At 37.7% G+C, this 18,934-nt stretch carries 21 protein-coding genes and 1 riboswitch; of the genes, 14 read left to right on the forward strand and 7 right to left on the reverse strand.

All coding sequences use genetic code 11. The features are described from left to right. The first annotated feature begins 128 nt into the window (after positions 1–128). The 5 genes from H1D32_RS08015 to H1D32_RS08035 all read left to right on the forward strand — a co-directional run bounded on the left by H1D32_RS08015 (position 129) and on the right by H1D32_RS08035 (position 3,544). Positions 129–356, forward strand: a complete 228-nt coding sequence (locus tag H1D32_RS08015; protein WP_261177755.1) for a hypothetical protein — start codon at positions 129–131, stop codon at positions 354–356. Positions 357–539: 183 nt separating this feature from the next. Continuing rightward, positions 540–1,034 carry a VanZ family protein gene (locus H1D32_RS08020; RefSeq protein ID WP_261177756.1) on the forward strand — a complete coding sequence of 165 codons (495 nt, stop codon included), beginning with the start codon at positions 540–542 and terminating at the stop codon, positions 1,032–1,034. After that, entirely contained in the window at positions 1,034–1,846 is an 813-nt protein-coding gene (locus tag H1D32_RS08025; RefSeq protein ID WP_261177757.1) for an SGNH/GDSL hydrolase family protein, read from the forward strand. Before H1D32_RS08020 ends, H1D32_RS08025 begins: the two co-directional genes overlap by 1 nt. 318 nt (positions 1,847–2,164) lie before the next feature. Continuing rightward, the gene (locus H1D32_RS08030; protein ID WP_261177760.1) at positions 2,165–3,049 is read left to right on the forward strand and encodes a peptidoglycan recognition protein family protein; all 885 of its coding nucleotides are present in this window, start codon (positions 2,165–2,167) and stop codon (positions 3,047–3,049) included. A 93-nt stretch (positions 3,050–3,142) separates the two neighbouring features. Further along, complete coding sequence (locus H1D32_RS08035; protein WP_261177761.1) at positions 3,143–3,544, forward strand: hypothetical protein; 402 nt, start codon at positions 3,143–3,145, stop codon at positions 3,542–3,544. 36 nt (positions 3,545–3,580) lie between these two features. Here the strand turns inward: H1D32_RS08035 and H1D32_RS08040 are convergent, their stop codons facing one another. The 3 genes from H1D32_RS08040 to H1D32_RS08050 all read right to left on the reverse strand — a co-directional run bounded on the left by H1D32_RS08040 (position 3,581) and on the right by H1D32_RS08050 (position 7,626). Next, positions 3,581–5,038 (reverse strand): D-alanyl-D-alanine carboxypeptidase family protein, encoded by a 1,458-nt coding sequence (locus H1D32_RS08040; RefSeq protein WP_261177762.1) that lies wholly within the window; start codon positions 5,036–5,038, stop codon positions 3,581–3,583. Positions 5,039–5,365: 327 nt separating this feature from the next. Then, complete coding sequence (locus tag H1D32_RS08045) at positions 5,366–6,568, reverse strand: IS4 family transposase (protein WP_261177763.1); 1,203 nt, start codon at positions 6,566–6,568, stop codon at positions 5,366–5,368. A 308-nt stretch (positions 6,569–6,876) separates the two neighbouring features. Further along, a complete protein-coding gene (locus H1D32_RS08050; RefSeq protein ID WP_261177764.1) occupies positions 6,877–7,626 on the reverse strand; it encodes a ZIP family metal transporter in 750 nt (249 codons plus the stop codon). 596 nt (positions 7,627–8,222) lie between these two features. Here H1D32_RS08050 and H1D32_RS08055 point away from each other — a divergent pair. From H1D32_RS08055 to H1D32_RS08090, 9 genes are all read left to right on the forward strand, one after another. Then, complete coding sequence (locus H1D32_RS08055; RefSeq protein ID WP_261177765.1) at positions 8,223–8,738, forward strand: DoxX family protein; 516 nt, start codon at positions 8,223–8,225, stop codon at positions 8,736–8,738. A gap of 349 nt (positions 8,739–9,087) precedes the next feature. After that, on the forward strand, positions 9,088–9,603 hold the full coding sequence (locus tag H1D32_RS08060; protein WP_261177766.1) for a DoxX family protein: 516 nt from the start codon (positions 9,088–9,090) through the stop codon (positions 9,601–9,603). 184 nt (positions 9,604–9,787) lie between these two features. Then, positions 9,788–9,964 (forward strand): zinc-ribbon domain-containing protein, encoded by a 177-nt coding sequence (locus H1D32_RS25340; RefSeq protein WP_396126161.1) that lies wholly within the window; start codon positions 9,788–9,790, stop codon positions 9,962–9,964. Continuing rightward, positions 9,904–10,947 (forward strand): FxLYD domain-containing protein, encoded by a 1,044-nt coding sequence (locus tag H1D32_RS08065; protein ID WP_261177767.1) that lies wholly within the window; start codon positions 9,904–9,906, stop codon positions 10,945–10,947. Before H1D32_RS25340 ends, H1D32_RS08065 begins: the two co-directional genes overlap by 61 nt. Positions 10,948–10,959: 12 nt before the next feature. After that, complete coding sequence (locus H1D32_RS08070) at positions 10,960–12,078, forward strand: S1C family serine protease (protein WP_261177768.1); 1,119 nt, start codon at positions 10,960–10,962, stop codon at positions 12,076–12,078. Positions 12,079–12,490: 412 nt separating this feature from the next. Continuing rightward, a complete protein-coding gene (locus tag H1D32_RS08075; RefSeq protein ID WP_261177769.1) occupies positions 12,491–13,000 on the forward strand; it encodes a DoxX family protein in 510 nt (169 codons plus the stop codon). A gap of 386 nt (positions 13,001–13,386) precedes the next feature. Further along, complete coding sequence (locus H1D32_RS08080; RefSeq protein ID WP_261177771.1) at positions 13,387–13,941, forward strand: transposase; 555 nt, start codon at positions 13,387–13,389, stop codon at positions 13,939–13,941. Positions 13,942–14,226: 285 nt separating this feature from the next. Continuing rightward, on the forward strand, positions 14,227–14,721 hold the full coding sequence (locus H1D32_RS08085) for a DoxX family protein (protein WP_261177772.1): 495 nt from the start codon (positions 14,227–14,229) through the stop codon (positions 14,719–14,721). Positions 14,722–14,900: 179 nt separating this feature from the next. Then, entirely contained in the window at positions 14,901–15,491 is a 591-nt protein-coding gene (locus H1D32_RS08090) for a TetR/AcrR family transcriptional regulator (protein WP_261177773.1), read from the forward strand. Positions 15,492–15,570: 79 nt separating this feature from the next. On the opposite strand, the gene H1D32_RS08095 is transcribed toward H1D32_RS08090, so the two are convergent. From H1D32_RS08095 to H1D32_RS08110, 4 genes are all read right to left on the reverse strand, one after another. Beyond that, on the reverse strand, positions 15,571–15,786 hold the full coding sequence (locus tag H1D32_RS08095) for an acyltransferase (protein WP_261177774.1): 216 nt from the start codon (positions 15,784–15,786) through the stop codon (positions 15,571–15,573). Between the two features lie 418 nt (positions 15,787–16,204). Next, the gene (locus tag H1D32_RS08100; RefSeq protein ID WP_261177775.1) at positions 16,205–17,224 is read right to left on the reverse strand and encodes a 4Fe-4S binding protein; all 1,020 of its coding nucleotides are present in this window, start codon (positions 17,222–17,224) and stop codon (positions 16,205–16,207) included. A 172-nt stretch (positions 17,225–17,396) separates the two neighbouring features. After that, positions 17,397–17,549: a hypothetical protein gene (locus H1D32_RS08105; RefSeq protein WP_261177776.1), complete on the reverse strand. Its 153-nt coding sequence runs from the start codon at positions 17,547–17,549 to the stop codon at positions 17,397–17,399. 215 nt (positions 17,550–17,764) lie between these two features. After that, positions 17,765–17,849: riboswitch (cyclic di-GMP riboswitch) on the forward strand. A gap of 451 nt (positions 17,850–18,300) precedes the next feature. Then, positions 18,301–18,876, reverse strand: a complete 576-nt coding sequence (locus H1D32_RS08110) for a sigma factor (protein ID WP_261177777.1) — start codon at positions 18,874–18,876, stop codon at positions 18,301–18,303. Positions 18,877–18,934: the final 58 nt, after the last annotated feature.

Genomic DNA, 18,934 nt, shown 5'->3' on the forward strand with positions numbered 1-18,934 from the left:
AAAAATGATAAAATGTAGGTGATCTTAAACTGGAAATCTTTTAAAACAACCATACTTTTAGCCCTAGGCCATATTAAACTGAAAAAGTAAAATTATAGTAGACTAAGAATTAAGAAGGAGTAGTAATAATGCTATTAAATTTTTTGCAAAGAAAAAGTACTTTAAAAAAGGAGAAGCACGTCATCTGTCCAACTTGCAATGGGAAATCAGAAATAGAATTATGGGACAAACAAACGAAAGCATTTCTTGGTGATGACATTCCGAGCATAAAAGCCTCGCCAAAGACAACAACAATTCCATATCAATGTCCCAAATGCTTTACAGGCCATTTATCGAAGAGTGTGAAAATCGTTTAATGTTAGCTGAAAATGGGATGTTACTTTGCTTGTTTTAAGTTTTTTATTGTATGTTAATCATTAAAAAGGAAGATGGTCGATAAAATGACTGCCTTCCTTTTGCTATTTTTGTCGATTAATGGTAGTTGTTTCAGGTTTTTTATTATATAATTGTTAATAATGCTTTTTAGGGAAGAGGTTATTTTGAAAAATATAGTTAGGAAAGCATACTATTGGCTCCCGCCAATCATTTGGGCAATCGTCATTTTTGTTGCGTCATCACAGCCGTATGAACAGCAAGATCTGCGCCCAACAATACTTGAAAATATTGATTTAGAATTCGTCGAGCAAATCGCAGGCGATGTTAGCATTACATATGCGGGATCTGAGGTAAGTATCGAAACACGAGGGGTCGCAGGCTTTATTGAATTTTTCATCCGAAAAGGAGCCCATTTCTTTGTGTACCTTGTCTTAGGGTTTCTAGTTTATCGGTTATTTCACTATATAAATATTAGAAGGTACAAGTTCATTTTCAGCCTTTTAATTGTTGTTTTATATGCTATTTCAGATGAAGTTCATCAATATTTAACCCCAAACCGCACCGCTCTTGTAGAAGACGTGATTTTAGACAGTATTGGTGGTTTAGTAGGAGTTTTATTGGCTCAATTTATTTTTAGTAGAAAAGTTAGGAGATTGTGATGAAAAAAATTATTCTTATGGTCTTGCTGATGGTTCTTTTGGGAACTGGACTTTTGTTCGGAAAGATCGAGTACGATAATAAGTTAAAATTGACTGCAGAGAATGCACATGCAGAGCTTGAACTGTATAACGCTAAGCTTGCAGAAGAAAAAAGGCAAGCAGAGGAGAATGAAAGGCAACGTATTGAAAAGCTAGTAAGCAATCTACAAGCTCCATTAAAAGAGAAAATATTGAATGCACTAGCGGAACAAAAACCATTAAAAGTTGTTGCTATGGGCTCCCGCGCTCTAACAGGTGTCGAAGGAAGTGTGCCGTGGCCTGAACTGCTTCAAGACCTGGTAAATGATACGTACGGTCAAAAGCTATTTGAAGTAACGACATTAGCTTATGGAACGAAAAATACCTTTGATATTGTTCGAAATAATCATCATTTAGAAGTGGCCGAGCTACAACCCGATATATTCATTTTAGAGCCATTCATATGGAATGATAACGGCTATGCGAGAATAGAAGATACACTCTATCATATTGATGTAATCGTTCGGGCTGCAGCACGAGATAATGAGGATCTCAGTATCTTCATTCAGCCATCAAACCCAATTTACGGTTCAACCTTTTTTCAACAACAGGTTGAGCGTGTGAAGGAGCATAGCTTAACGAATCGACTAGCCTTCATCGACCATTGGGAGGCTTGGCCAGATCCGACAGAAGAACAACTAAAAGACCTTTTAGTGGAAGAGGACACGGTTCCTAATCAAGAAGGACATAGTCTATGGGCAAAATACCTCTTAAAAACTTTCGCTAATGAATAACAGCCAAAAAACGCTTCCATAGCGTTTTTTTTTGATTAGAAAGTGTAACCGTTTTTAGTAATTATTGTCTAGCTTCAGCGAGGTTGCTGCCTGAATGCGCTTCTAGCTACCTTGCTCGTCGCAAAGCAGAGAAGTAACCCGAGGAAGTTCCTTGGCTACCCAAAGAAAAAGCACACTTCGCTTTTTCCAGGGCGATTGCGCTTTTCTCATTTGCCTATTTTTACTAGAATTAGGTACGAGTAATACCGAAAATGTAATAGTTGAATAAGATAACTAGAGCGATGCCACTATTGATAAATAAAGGGAGGAATTTTGTTAATGGCAAAAATAGAAGACATCAGAGATCAAACTCCGAAAAGATCGTCTACTAGATCCGTGTCATCGATAACCCAGATTGCGAGACATCATTCGGCAACTCAGTCTGGTGACTTTTGGACATTTTGGAATGGACGATGGAAGGATTTAGGGTGGTCGACTGGTGGGTACCATGAAATTATTTTACCCGATGGTACGGTTCAGCTTTGTTATGATGCCAATGTAGTAACAAACGGCGTTGGTGGCCACAATACTTCCATCTATAACATTTGTCTAGTTGGCCAAGGTTCATTTACGGATGCTCAGGAAAGTGCGTGGAGAGAGCGGGCTCAGTACAATTTGGAAAGATTTAATATATCAGTGGATGATGTACTTGGCCATAACGAATTCTCAGGTCAGTCAACAGGATGTCCAGGTACAGATATGGATAGAGTTCGAGCTGAATTAGCTGGTTCAGGTAGTGGTGGCGGTCAGTCGGGGTCTGAGCGGACGCTGCGGTTAAGAAGCTCTTATATGAGAGGGGACGACGTAGAGAAGGTCCAACGTGCCGTGGGGGTAACTGTTGACGGAATTTTTGGACCACAAACGGAGCAGGGCGTTCGCAGTTTTCAGCAAAAGCATAGTTTAACCGTGGATGGAATTGTCGGACCAAACACATGGGCTGTGATAAATAATAGCTCTTCGAGTCCAGAGTATTCGAGACTTCTACGCTTACAATCTCCATATATGCGCGGGGAAGATGTGAGACAGGTTCAACAAAGACTCGGCGTTACAACAGATGGAATTTACGGACTAATCACTGAACGCGCCGTCCGCAACTTTCAGCAAGAACAAGGAATTACAGTCGATGGAATTGTCGGTCCCGTAACCTGGGAAAGACTATTTTAGTCTTAAAAAGTATACGAATTAGCAGTTTCGTATACTTTTTTTATGAAAGATTTATGATGTTTATATAGAAGAATTTTTTTGTGGAGGAAAAGAATGCTCAAAAAAATATTTGGTTTTAAAAATTTATTAGACAGTATTACTTTGGAAAACATTCAAAACAAGTTGTGTGAAATGGGTTTTAATCAGAAGTTTGTTGAAGAAATAATGAATACTTTAGAAGAGAGAAGTAACATTGGTAATAAAAAGTTTCAAGAATGGTTTTACAAATTAAATTACAGATTACCAGAAGAATTTAAAGATGAAGTGTTTGCTATAAAGTTATATGACAACCATAGGCTTTTAATCGAAGGAGAAGTCAAAAAGCTAGAAAAAGAAATGAACTTGTCTTGGGAAAAACAAGCAGAAGACTTAATAGATAGTCACGAAAAAGCAAGAAAAGTACAGTTAGTCATTAGACATAGGCTCTCAGATATTGCTTTAGACTTATTAAGTTAACAAGACACCGCTCAGATTTTATCCTGAGCGGTGCTTTCATTTTTTGTCCAATGTGATAAAAGAGAGTGGTTGTATCTGTAGGTCACTTTTTCTGAAGTCAAACAAACTGTACAAGGAATGCATTGGAATAAAGATTTTTCGATTGTTTACTTGAACGTCTTTAACCATTGGAAACATAAGTTGCTTAATTGATTTAGTTAGTTTTGCTGTTTCATTTAGTTGTTGAAAGATTTCTTCGACTTGTTCTTCTGGGATATAAAATTGATTGTTATACAGCAGTAGTGGCTGTTTCGAAATAACTTTTTTATTGCCAAAGGTCATTGTTGCAGGATGGTACGATACATGAATCGTTTGTTTATTCTTCTCATTGTAGCGTTCTCTTTCAGCAAAAGCTCTTTCAAAGAGTATCTCTGTATCTAGGTACCGCTCAGTTGGCCGACCTCTTAAAATGACTGCAACATAATCATAGCCAGCTTTACTTGCATAGCTAACTAGCGTATATCTTGCAGGAGTTGTGAAGCCAGTTTTGCCACCAGTAATTTCAGGGTTATAAAAAAGACTATTTTCTCTAATGTGTTGATTAGTCGAACGCCAATTCCGGATGACAGTTTCTCCTTCTTCGTTGCTAAAGGTGGCTCTGTATCTAGCTGTACTAATTAGCGGAATGTAATGTTTAAGTTTAGCAGCTTCAAAGCCTATTTTTGCTAGGTCTTCAGCTGTCGTATATTGTTCTGGGTTATGGTAGCCATGGGGATTTGTAAATTGTGTGTTGCTTGCCCCAAGCTGACTGGCCTTTTCATTCATCATCTCAACAAAGGCTTGTTCTGAGCCTGCAATATGAATGGCAATCGCAACTGCCGCATCATTTCCTGATGGGATCATCATCCCGTACAAAAGTTGTTCAAGTGTCATGACGTCACCTGGCTTGATGTGGGCCCTTGAACTATCATAGGGAATATTCAAAACGTCCTCAGATACAACCACAATGTCGTCTAGGTTGCCGTATTCTAAGGCAAGTAAGGCAGTCATAATTTTAGTTGTACTAGCTGGGTATAAGGTTTCCCTGCTATTTTTTGAAAATAACACATTCCCCGTATTGGATTCGATGAGAATAGCTGCATCGGCATCAACGGTTTCCTTAAACGTCAGCGCAGGTTTTTTTTGCTCATTCACGAATAAGTGATCAAGAGCGTAGGCATGATAATGGTCGCCGAACAGCGGCTGAACTTTTATGGAAATATCCTGCGGGTCAACTATTGAAAGACTACCATTAAACGTATTGACAATTTCTGAGAGAGGATAGTAGCTCTTGCCCTGAAACGTAAACATAGAGTGAGAGGCAGTTGTTTCATTATGATCGTTTTTAATTGAAAAGGGATATAATTCTACATCAATAGTCTTTGTTTGGGGACCTTGTCCAAAGGCAGTACCAGCTGTAACAATCATATACAGAAAAAAGAAAGTGGCTAAACCGTTAGTAATAAATCGAGTCACATCTGCACCTCCTCATAAATAGCTCTTTTAATAGTTTAATATGAATCAAGAGGATTTGGTAGAACTTATTTTTGGTTGGATTGGGGGTCTTGGATTGGGGGGCTTGGATTGGGGGTCTGACCCCCAGTTGTTTAAAGCGTTAATAGGTTGGGGGTCAGACCCCCATTGGTTTAAAGCATTAATAGGTTGGGGGTCAGACCCACTAGCGTTGCATGATAGTATATTAATTAAATAAATGATAAATTTTAACAATATGTTTTTAGGACGAAATGAAAAAAGGAGAATGGGGTATTAAATTGACCTCGTTCCCTTTTTTTACATATAATATTAATTCTTTATTTTTTCTTTAACCATGGCGACTGTTCCAAAGCTGGGCATAACCTTCGGTAATGGAATAGGTACTTTTTGTCTTCCTTTTGACTTTCTTTTCTTTTTTCGATGCAGCTCTTTATAAAAAGAACTGACTGTGTGAAAAAGGAAGGTTTGTAAAAGGCGAAAGAATTCCCATGGCGTTTTTGTTGATCCAGACTGAAGCTTTATAATTAGAGATAATCCAAATGCGATTAGAGCAAGAAACATCTGATTCCAAATACCTTGTGGTTTCGTACTCCAGATTTTTGTTAGTTTCAGATGCTGTTTAATCCACTTAAAGAATAATTCGATAATCCAACGATTACGGTAAATTTCCATTACTTGTAGGTCTGTTAGATCAAATCTTGTTGTTAAAATCCTATAAGACCTACCTTTCTCATCTAAAAATTCAATATACCTTATCGGTATTTCAGATAAACCATATAAAACTTTTGCATCATGAATGACAGACGGATGAGTTGGCTTAAATTCCTGTAATGTATATAATCTAAGATTCTTTTTTATACGAACGACAAAGGAAATCTCTCTTTTCTGCCAGTCCATTAAGTTCTTTTTTGATGGATAAGCTCGATCCATTACATAGGTGGTATCATTTTCTTCAATTAGCGCATCAGAACTTTCAGAGTCACTTACTGTACCTGTCGAAGGCAGGATTTTGTCTGGAAAAGCCACGTTTGGAGAAACAACAGATAGCCTAGTGTGCATTTTGACTGCGTTATAATCTTTCGATATGTATGCCCAATCGCATAAACGTTCAGGTAACTTGATTTCAGTTGAATCAACAATGCTCAATTTCCCAATACCACTTGGTAGCCCTTTGCATGTGTCAGTTAATTGTTTAATTTTTTGAACCACTTTGGCGAATATTTTTTGAACCCATTCTGTCGGCAGATCATTAATACGTCGGCTTAGCTGAGATCCGCTAATATCCTTAATATCTAATTCCTTACACAATTTTGGGTAAGCTCTTAACTTTTCTTCCATATGGGCATATGAACTCCATTTATCTAACTGTGCTGATACGAAAATTCTCAATAAAGATTTTGTAGAAAGCTTATAGTTTCCGTAATCTATCAAGGGGCAATCAAAATCCTCAGTTGGCAGTAGTGATAAGCATTGACAAATGAGCATTTCCCGTCCTATACTTTTATTATTCATTAGGAACTCCTTTGTAGTAGACTTGTTTTGTTTTAGGGAACGAAACAAGGACTCATCTTCTACAATAGGAGTTTTTTTTATGTCTGTAAATACTAATATTTGAAAATTTGAGAGGTTTTTCAAGTCATGCAATGCTAGTGGGTCAGACCCCCAGTGGTTTAAAGCATTAAAATGGAGTGGGTGCTCCATGTATAAGCTAACTTATTGGTGAAAGTGAACTTTCATGGAAGTCTACCCGTTAAAAATTGTTCAATTCTACCAAATAAAAAAACCAGCAAGTTTTGCTGGTTAAAAAACGCAATATTCTTTTACAAATGATGAAGCCATAAAGAGATAAAAACACCGATTGATGTGACAAATCCAACAGTTGGTCCGCCTTCTTTATAAGCCTCTGGCATCATCGTAGAGGCAATCATCGCGATGATCGCTCCCCCAGCAAAGCAACTAACAATCGCCTTTATACTATTTGATGCATCATCTAGCAATGTAGCACCTGCAAGCGCGCATAATGCTGAGAAAAAGACAACCAAGAGCCACATTATCAGTATTTTCTTTTTGGAAAATCCACTTTTTTGCAGACCGACACTACTCGAAAGACCTTCCGGAATATTACTTATAAAAACAGAAACAACTAACGCTAAACTAACAGAGCTACCACCAATTAAACTCATTCCAATCATCGCAGATTCAGGTAATGTGTCCATGACACTTCCAATAAAAATCCCCATCCCGGAAGTTTTTCCGTCATTTGTTTGTTCTGTATCTTTAACAGTACGTTCTACCTCTTTTCTTTGATGGCCTCCTTTATGGGAGATGAGATAATCCAAAAGTGTAAATACCAAGGCACCTCCTAAAAAACCGATAGCAACCTCTGTAAATCCACTAATTTCTAAAGACTCTTCTAATAACTCATAAGTCGTGGCTCCAATTAACGCTCCAGTACCTAAGGCCATAATGTAACCAATTATTCTTTTTGGTATTGAAAACTTAAGAGCTAAAACTGCTCCAAATAGTGTAGCTGAAGCAGCTAGAGTTCCCCAAAACAGGGCGTTCCACATGTGGAAAAAGCCTCCTAAATTTAGAATGATTTAATGTAAAATTTCATAGTCGCAGCTAGGAAAAGAAAAAGCCTCAATAAAAAAATAAATCAAAACATATCACACATAGCTTCTGAAATTTCCACTAAAATATACTGCTTATTTATCTTTTGGGGTCTACCCTGTAAATAGTTAAACTTCGAAAGTTCACTTTCTCTTATCAAGTTCAGGTAGCGCAAAATAGATTTACATTCTTAATGGTAAAAGTGAACTTTCATTGGGGTCTGACCCCCATTCAGCTAAAGTGTAAAGCTTTAAAGGGGGGAAGGATTAAATAACATGAGAATAAATCAAACGTTTAGTTGCTTTTAGGAAATATCTAGACCTTCCAAAGCCCTTTCATAATTGCCTTTTGGTTATTCACAGTTTGGTCACCGTTTCACAACTATTTGTTCACAGGTAGGTCAGTCACAACTGCACTAAGCGTTATATACTAACAGTGAAGGTAGTTAGTGGTCACTAACCAACACGATCCGAGATCATACGGATAAACACTGTAGCAAACCAACGATCACCCACTATCAAAAAAAACTAAAACAATGAGGAGATGATCGGTTATGGTCATGAATTTTTTAAGAAACAACAAAATTGCAGCAGGTTTATTAGCAGTATTACGTGTATATCTTGGATGGAGCTGGCTATCAGCAGGTTGGGGTAAAGTGACAGGTGAGCCATTCAATGCAGGGGGTTATTTAAATGGTGCGGTTAACAATCCAGTCGTGAGTCATGGAGAAGTAGTTTATCCAACTTATCTTGCATTCTTAGAAAAATTTGCACTTCCAAACGCGGAACTATTTAGCATCATGGTTGCTTGGGGAGAAGTACTTGTAGGTCTTGGACTAATTCTTGGAGTATTAACAACTTACGCAGCATTCTTCGGTGTAGTCATGAATTTCTCATTCATGTTTGCAGGAACTATATCTTCAAATCCATGGATGGTATTACTTTCAATCTTCATCTTATTCGCAGGCTACAACGCTGGCCGTTTCGGTGGCGACCGTTGGGTGATGCCATATCTAAAAAATATGATTTCTAAAAATAAAGGCAGCATAAGCAAAAACACCGCAGCATAAATGTGTCAATTGGGGTCTGACCCCCATTCATTTAAAGTGTTAAAGAGCGAGCTCAAATGAGCTCGTTTTTTAATGCTTACAATAGATACTTCGAGTAATCAATAACTCCGATCTTACCAGGATCTTGATCCCTTAGGGTATTGTTCTTCACAGATTGTTCACTGTTTCACAATTAAGTGTTCACAGATGGGACAGTCAGACATGTTGAGCTCATTATATACTATAAGTGAAGATAGTTAGTGATCACAAACACACTCTAATCGAACTATTCGATTAAAACGGTTTTATTTTCTTACCTCCGATCACCTACTATCAATTCAAAAACTAAAAGATGAGGAGATGATCGGTTATGGTCATGAATTTCTTAAGAAACAACAAAATAGCAGCAGGTTTATTAGCAGTATTACGTGTATATCTTGGATGGAGCTGGCTATCAGCAGGATGGGGAAAAGTAACAGGTGAGCCATTCAATGCAGGTGGCTATCTAAACGGAGCGGTTAATAATCCAGTCGTGAGTCATGGAGAAGTAGTTTACCCAACTTATCTTGCATTCTTAGAAAAATTTGCACTTCCAAACGCGGAACTATTTAGCATCATGGTTGCTTGGGGAGAAGTACTTGTAGGCCTTGGACTAATTCTAGGAGTATTAACAACTTACGCAGCATTCTTTGGTGTAGTCATGAATTTCTCATTCATGTTTGCAGGAACTATCTCTTCAAATCCATGGATGGTATTACTTTCAATCTTCATCTTATTCGCAGGCTACAATGCAGGTCGTTTCGGTGGCGACCGTTGGGTGATGCCATATCTAAAGAATATGATTTCTAAAAATAAAGGCAGCGTAAGTAAAAACGCCGCAGCATAAATGTGTCAAAAGGGGTCTGACCCCCAGTCATTTAAAGCGTTAAAGTTATTGAAGTTAATATAGCCAAAATGTGTTTATGGAAAACGCTCATTGGAAATCGATTTCATCAGTTTTTTCAGCTAGCCCCCCTAAAAAAAGAGCACTAGTACGTATGGATAATGAGGATGTTTTGTTCCGAAGGTAGGTGCGTATTTTGTATTGTCATAAATGTGGGACAAGTATACATGAAGGTAGTCATTTTTGTAGTCATTGTGGGTCAAAATTAAACATAGAAAATCTGTCTGGGGCAAGCACGGAAAATTGCTCAAAAAGCTCATTTGGTTACTCCCGGCTGTTACATTTCTTTTGGTTATTGCAGTGATTTCAAGTTTTTATATCTATGAAACAAATATAAATAATGATGTCGAGGCCTTGGTGAAAAACGGTGAAGTAAAGGCTCTTGAAGGAGACCTGATAGGTGCAAAAAATAACTTTGAGCAAGCTTTGCAGAAACGGCCGAATCATTTAGCGGCAGTTTTTAATCTTGAAGTAATTGAACGAGGCCTACATTATGAGGAGCAAATAGAAACTGCTGCAGACATAAGTGAAAAACAGCAGTTTGAGGAACGATTACAGGTTTTAGAAGAACTAGAGAAAGAGTTAGGGAAGGAAGAAGGGGCTTTTTTTGAACAATTTAAAGAAAAGCTTACGCTCAATTCGGCCAAGTTAATTCTAGGCAGTGTCGACCAAAGGAGCTCTCAGCAAGCCCTAGAGGATTTAGCAGGACTAATAGATAAACTTAGTGGTTTTTCGAGTGAGGCATCTATGAACATGGTCGACCTTCTAAAAGGCGAAGTCATTGACTTAGCAATCAACCTTGGTGAAAAATACATGCAAAAAAATCAGTTCACAGAGGCTGAGGTTGAATTTGATCGCGGTCTATTTTATGATCCAACAAATGAAAAGCTTCTGGAGTATAAAGAAAACGTCAAAAAAGACCGCACCGCTTACGAACAAGAAGAGCAAAAACGTCTTGAAAAAGCAAGGGCGAGGGCAGCAGAGGAAGATAATTTTAACTGGACAAAAGCAATAAAGCCGTTAACGGTTGAATTTAATTATGATGAGGCCAATGGTGAGCTGCACGTTTGGGGCGAAGTGAAAAATATTGGTACTAGGCCCATTAGTGAAATAGATATTCACTATACAATTTTTAATGAAGACGGCAATGGCCTTAAATCTAGCTGGGCGGAGGTGGCTCCAGTTTTATTATTGCCAAATGAGATAGGTTTTTTTGAGGAAACTCTATTAATCTCTGAAACTGTCGATCATGTGGAGATTGTTGAGAAATACTGGTCGGTCCAATAAGGAGGGGAAGCGATGACTAATCGCCGTAGGATTCCAATTTTACTAACAATATTCATCTTATTTGGTGCGATCACTGGATTTCGTTATTTAGACCAATTTTTTGAAAAATATAGTGGCAACGGCATATCCGCTTTAGCACCAATTAAGCATAGTGAAAGGGTAGAAGTGGCGGGAACGATTATTAACGAGAGTAGTATCGATTTAAAAGAAGTCATTCGTAAAAACCAGCCAAACGTTGTTCAAATTGAGCGAGAGGATGGTGAACTAGGTTCAGGTTTTCTTTACAATGATAAGGGCGACATTATTACCAATGCCCACATTGTGGAGGGTGCTTCAACTGTCCTTGTTCGCATGCCTGATACCCAAACGTATTACGGAACGGTTATTGGTGTTGGTGAAGTCATTGATGTTGCGGTTGTTCGTGTTCCAGAGCTTGAGACTTTCGAACCTATGAATATTGCTTTTGAATATCAGGGAGAAGTCGGTGATGGGGTGGTTGCTATGGGCAGCCCCCGTGGCTTTCAAAACACGGTCACTACAGGGATTATTAGTGCCACCAATCGAGACTTCGCTTTACCACCCTACCAATTTGATAAAGTCTATCAAATCTCTGCACCGATTGCCCCTGGGAGTAGTGGAGGTCCATTACTGCTAGCGGCAACTGGAGAGGTCATTGGCATAAATTCCGCAGCATACCAAGGGGAGGTCATCGGTTTTTCGATACCAATTAAAAATATTTGGTCTCTTGTAACTGCATGGTCCGATGGTGAATACCCCGAAGAGCCACTCAGCTATTATCGAATGCTTCTAGATGAAGAGGAAGCAAGCTATCTTGTTTATTACTTTTTTGAAAGTATCACAAACCATGATTATGTCACTGCTTATTCGCTTCTCGGGAGTGACTGGCAATCGAGTGTAACCTATGATGATTTTCGAGCTAGCTATCAAACAACCTATGCCGTTGATCTCCTTGGTACAGAAACTACTATGGTTGATGATGTTGTCAATGTCAGTGTTGAGTTAGAAGTTTTCGAACGTGTCGGAAATGGCGAAATCACTGGAAACATACACGAAGTCCATTTCCAGATCGGTATTGAAAACGACAAAATGAAAATCTTAGATGAAGAGTAATTTTGATTTTATTTTTGCTTTAAATGGCTAAGGGGGCCTATATGATCGTTCACTCTCACCTTACTAGATTTAAATATAATTCGCCATTGTGCAATCATTGTTAGAAAGTGACCTCTCTAAATTACCCCCATGAAATCAAAGTACTAAAGCGTGAGTTCGTGAAGGACTCGCGCTTTTTGTGTGCTATTTAAATCGTAAAAAAATATCCTTCATAGTCACACTTTCTTCACCGTTTCACAACTATTTGTTCACAGGTAGGTCAGTCACAACTGCACTAAGCGTTATATACTAATAGTGAAGATAGTTAGTGGTCACTAACCAACACGATCCGAGATCATACGGATAAACACTGTAGCAAACCAACGATCACCCACTATCAAAAAAAACTAAAACAATGAGGAGATGATCGGTTATGGTCATGAATTTTTTAAGAAACAACAAAATTGCAGCAGGTTTATTAGCAGTACTACGTGTATATCTTGGATGGAGCTGGCTATCAGCAGGTTGGGGAAAAGTTACAGGGGACCCGTTTAATGCAGGGGGCTACCTCAATGGAGCAGTAAATAATCCAGTCGTGAGTCATGGAGAAGTAGTTTATCCAACTTACCTAGCATTCTTAGAAAACTTTGCAATTCCAAACGCGGAACTATTTAGCATCATGGTTGCTTGGGGAGAAGTACTAGTAGGACTTGGATTAATTCTTGGAGTATTAACAACTTATGCAGCATTCTTCGGTGTAGTCATGAACTTCGCATTCATGTTTGCCGGAACTATATCTACAAATCCATGGATGGTATTACTTTCAATCTTCATCTTATTCGCAGGCTACAACGCAGGCCGTTTCGGTGGAGACCGTTGGGTTATGCCATATCTAAAAAATATGATTTCTAAAAATAAAGGCAGCATAAGCAAAAAGGCTTAAATGTGTCAGAGGGGGTCTGACCCCCAGTCAGTTAAAGCGTTAAAGCACGAGCTCAAAAGGAGCTCGTGTTTTTTGTTGGAAGCACCCGGTAGAGTTTAGCCTCTTAAATTTACATCTATTATTTGATTAGTTGTCCGAGGATTTACACATGTGTCGGTGAAAGTTAACTTTGTTTACCCTGTAATTAATAGTTATAACTTCGAAAGTTCACTTTCCTTTATCTAATAACTTGTTCAATTATAATTACATCAAGTATAACCTTCATGGGGGAGGGGTGCGCCCCCAATGCACTGGCAAAGTGTAAATTATTTCATTCTAAAAGGAGGAAAATCAGCGGTAGTGTTGAATTTACTAATTTGAAAAATGTTCAAGGAGGCGATTTAGATTTGGCAAGAAAATTAAGGATTTATTTTGGTGGGGCAACGTACCATATTACCAACCGTGGCAACCGCCGTGAAGCTGTTTTTTATGATGATGAAGATCGAAATAGGTACTTAAAAATACTAGAAGAAACCCGCGCTATTTACCCTTTTATCCTCCACTCATATTGTCTTATGTCAAACCACATTCATCTTCTATTAGAAACAATCGACCATCACCCTAAGGAAATTATGAAAATGATAAATTCCCGATATGCAATCTATTTTAATAAACGGCATGAGTTAGTTGGACACCTATTTCAAGGACGTTACGGAGCAGAAATAATTGATACACCACAATATTTTCTAGAAGCGAGTAGGTATATTCATCTAAATCCGGTAGAGGCAAAAATGGTGGAGCGTCCCCAGGATTATCCGTGGAGTAGTTATCAAGCATTTATATCTGATTCGAAAAATCCTCATATATCCACTGAAAAAACCTTAGCTTATTTTGAAAACTCCCAAAAAGAAACCTACAAATATTATGTTGAGAGTATATTAAAACCGACTGACCAGTTTTAACTATAAAAAGCACGAATGAAGGTCCATTTTAGTCCAAGTATTTCTTAAAGATAAAGGTGGACTTTTATTTAGATTGTTCATTCACAGATTGTTCACCGTTTCACAATCGTTTGTTCACAGGTGGGACAGTCAGAACTATGAAACTCATTATATACTATAAGTGAAGATAGTTAGTGATCACAAACACACTTCACTTTAATCGAACTATTCGATTAAACGGCTTAATTTTTTTACTTCTCGATCACTCACTATCTCAATAAAACAACAATGAGGAGATGATCGGTTATGGTCATGAATTTCTTAAGAAACAACAAAATAGCAGCAGGTTTATTAGCAGTATTACGTGTATATCTTGGATGGAGCTGGCTATCAGCAGGTTGGGGAAAAGTAACAGGGGACCCGTTTAATGCAGGGGGCTACCTCAATGGAGCAGTAAATAATCCAGTCGTGAGTCATGGAGAAGTAGTTTACCCAACTTATCTTGCATTCCTAGAAAATTTTGCACTTCCAAACGCTGAACTATTTAGCATCATGGTTGCTTGGGGAGAAGTACTAGTAGGCCTTGGACTAATTCTTGGAGTTTTAACAACTTACGCAGCATTCTTCGGTGTAGTCATGAATTTCTCATTCATGTTTGCAGGAACTATCTCTTCTAATCCATGGATGGTATTACTTTCTATCTTCATCTTATTCGCAGGCTACAACGCTGGCCGTTTCGGTGGAGACCGTTGGGTTATGCCATATCTAAAAAATATGATTTCTAAAATAAAAACAGCGTGAGCAAAAGGCTGCAGCATAAATGTGTCAATTGGGGTCTGACCCCCAGTCAGTTAAAGCGTTAAAGTGCCGAAAAGCACGTGTTGATTTTGTGAATTCGTGCTTTTCGTATTAAATGTCACAGAAGAATACTCCTAATGTAAGTTATTATTTAGTCGAGTTGTAGTTTAGGGGGAGTAATCATGGTTGAAGATCAAGCAGTATTACCGTCAACTGAAGATAAGATATTATCAGCGGCGATAAATTTGATGGAGAAAAAGGGTTATAAAGCAGTCACGATGAAGGAGATTGCACTAGCAGCAGGATTTAGTGAAATGACTCTGTTTCGTAGATTTGGCAGCAAAAAATCAATTTTGGATGCCGCTGTAGAGAAGTATTCTTATAATTTTTGTATGAAGAAAATATTTGAAGAAGACATTATTTATGATTTAGAACATGATTTAACCTTAATTGCAAAAATGTATCACAAATATATGAATCAAAATAAAAAAATTGTTATACTTTCGTTTCAAGAACGCCACTTCCATCCTGAAATTGGTCGGAAGGCTGCTGAAAATCCGAAGATCTTAAAGGAATATTTGCTTCGATACCTAAGTGAAATGAAGCGAAGAGAGAAGATAAAAGGGGATGACATTGAGGCTAATGTAATGTCGTTTTTATGGGTGAACCTAGGTTTCTTCATGGCACAGTTTGTTGCCGGCGAAGAGGTTTCACCGATGAATGAAACTGAGTTTATTGAAAGTAGCGTTAAACTATTTAAATCTGGAGTTTGACCATATAAAAAAAGTAACACACCCTCCATGTTATCTAAGGGCATAGAGGGTGTGTTTACTAGTTCATTCGCTTAAAAATTTAAGAGCATTTATGATGTAATTGTGTTTTCTTACCTACATTTTTATCGAAATCAAACTTTTGAAAACAATTGCAATTAGCACAAGCCCTTCCTAGTAACTCTCCACTTTCAGGCGATTTAAAATATACTTCATCAAAACCACAAACAGAGCATTCAATAACGTAATAAATTACACGGGGACCTAACGTTGCATCTAATAAATAGTGAAAATACATTCGTCGCTCACCTCATACTCTTTTTTTTAGAAAAATTTAAATAGCGCATGCCTTCCAGCCCATTTAAAAAAGCACTTTTGGTTGGAAGAACATTTACTTGTAGGAGCCTTGCGCTTTTCTTTTAATATATCATTTGCCATTGTGAATAAAGTGTTAGAATTTGTCAGTGGTGGACAAGTTTTTTTAGGGAATGGTGTCAGTTTGTATGAGTAACTTTCCCATACCTAAAAACTTAGGAGCAGTGCTCTCAAAGAAGAGCTGCTTCACGAATAGCTAGAAAAGGCATGATATATCAAGTTCTCGGGGGCATTTTTCTAAAATTCGACTTGGAAAGCTCTAAAGCCACAAAGTTTATGAAAACAGCCTCATACAAAAAGAGTCATTGCACAGTGCAATGACTCTTGGATCTTCAACAAGGCTAATCAAGAAAGAATATTAAATCTTTAAATTCAAGGTAGGTAATGTTTGTTGTCCAATGTCCTGTCATTTTTGCATAAAATATAACGATAAAAAATAAAGCAAAAAAACCAACCGGTAGTATCCATTTATTGACTTTCTTTGTTGCAACGGTCATGTCTAATGTGTCTTTAACAGGACAAGCCTCAACGCATTGCATGCAGGCGGTACATTCAGGTGTTAGAACAGCTTTCTTAGTCGCTACGTCTATTCCATTTGGACAGGCGCGAGTACAAGCTTTACAATCGATGCAACTAGCTTCATTTCGACGGAACTTTGTTAGCGTAAAAATTGATCCGAGTCCTATAAACGCACCGTACGGACATAGAAAACGACACCAGAAATTTTTAATAAATAGTGAGAGTAATAGTAAAACAAGAATGACTGTAAATGCAACACCAGAGATATTTAAGAAAAATAACATCATTTTAACATCTGATATTTTATTATAGGTACTATTTAAAAATTCATAGGCAAAAAATGCAGGCATGTCGATTAATATAGCTTTTACGAAAAAGAATAGAATTAAATATTTTAACGGGTATAGGAACCATGTCAGCCATCTAGGTGGATTATAATTACGTTTAAAAATCTTCTTACCAATATTTCCAACAAATTCGCTGATTGTTCCAATCGGACACATCCAACTGCAAAAAATCCTTTTAAATATGATCCCTGAACCTACAAAGAAAGTAAATAAAACAAGGCCAGCAGGGTGGATCGTATCGAAATGTCCAGTCGAAAGCCAAACTTTTAATGCGACAAGGGCGCTAATCGGTAAAAATCCTTCAACTGCTGCAGGCCTTTCAACAAATGGTTCCAATCCAAAGGTCGCAAAGTGTAAGTAAAATTGATAGAAGCGGTAGCCTATATATAAAAGAAACAGTGAAAATAAGATTTGTGTAGCGTTGCGTGCAAGTTGCACAGGTTGTTTTTTTAGTCGTTTCTTTAGAGGCTTCTTAAATGTGGTTTCTAAATTCATTTTATATCCCTCCCATTTTTTTATTATAGGGAACGCAGGAGATATATTTTGTAACAAACATCACAAATATTGAGCGAGTTGGGGCAATCTTATGAAAGTTTTTATTGTAAAAAGTAAAAAAACTACTGAAAAAACACCAGTAGTTTAATAAACATATGTATAGTAATGTCAGTTAGATTGACTTAACTTTAGGTTGAATGATAAGCATTTTTTCAATCTCTTTAACTAAATCCTTAGAAGTTAAACTGTGGTTTGTATCTCCAAGTTTTTGTGCTTCTTTAAGGATGAAAAGCAATTTCTCTTGCGTAAGTTGATGTAACATCATGTCCTCCTAATTACAAAATTATAAATAATTACCAAATTATTATATTATAATATAGTAAACTACTACCACTACTATTTTTCTACAAAAATAGACAAAATAGGTCAAAAGATACTGTTTGAATTTGGTTGCTTTTGGCAAAATAAGAGTAACATCAGTTATTTAGACCTAAACTCGCGATAAAGACACCAACGGTGAAAATTCAGTTTGCATTATTACGTACGAAAGGGCAACCTCAACGAAAGATGAAGGGCGCAAAGCTATAGGGGCTAAGTCTTAATGATACGCCAGCCAGCTACCGAATACTTAAAACCTTCGACGTTTAATGTGAAAATGAGGAGGAGAATGTAGAGTTGAATTTCTTTAGGCTTTGTTGGCACAAGTTTTTGATGAATTATAACTACACTCTTTACAAAGATTGTCTTGATCCAAAAATGAAGGAGATATTCTTCCAAAGAGCTTTGTTTCACTCAAGCAAACTAATCAAAAGCAGTACCAGCGCCGTGTCCTAATCACGCGCTGGTATTTTTATATTTAGTGAGTTTAGTTGGTCAGACTCAAAGAAAGTTCACTTTCCATCAGAGATGTAAATCTATTTTATTTTGCACTAGCTGATTTCAATAAGAGAAAGTGAACTTTCCTGTGGGAGGCTATTTACAAGTAGCCCCAAAGAAAGTTCACTTTCACCATTAAGAATGTAAATCAATTTTGCGCTACCTAGACTTGATAGAGAAAGTGAACTTTCGAGAATGTTTTAACGCTTTAAAGCACTGGGGGTCAGACCCCCTCCGAGACCCCCTCCGAAGGCTCCCTCCCCTAAAAGGTCTAGTAGTTCGCTAGTTTTTAGGTTTGTTTGTAGTTTGAGTATGGCGCGTTTTCGCCAGGTTTTTACTGTGTCTATTGAAACGTTATATTGCTTAGCAATCTCGGTAAGGCCTTTTCCATGCTCATAAAATTCTATGAGCCATATTCGTTCTGTCTTTGAAAGAAAAGGTAGCATACGATTGATTGGAAAACAAACTTGTACGGGTTCTACTGTTGCTACTATGCTTTCGACCATTTCCGGTTCTAGGCAGCATTGAAATCGTTGCTGATATTTTCGTTCTTGAGTGAGAAAGTTCAGTAGCTTGCCACGAATGTACTTCTTTGCGTATCCTGGGAACTGCCCTTTCGATTCATTGAACTTTATGCTTGCTTCCCACAAGGCGATTAACCCCACTTGATACAGCTCATCATATTGGTGTAGATAGTTTAGTTGCTTTATTTGCTTTTTAATAAGCGGCTCAAATTTTACAACAAGCTCCTCAAACGATAATTCATTGACATTCATCTTCATGAACAACTCCGGCGGAAAGCGCGCCTTCCAAATATTCCGCGGTTGTCCTTAT

The sequence above is a fragment of the Anaerobacillus sp. CMMVII genome (assembly GCF_025377685.1).
Lineage (GTDB): Bacteria > Bacillota > Bacilli > Bacillales > Anaerobacillaceae > Anaerobacillus.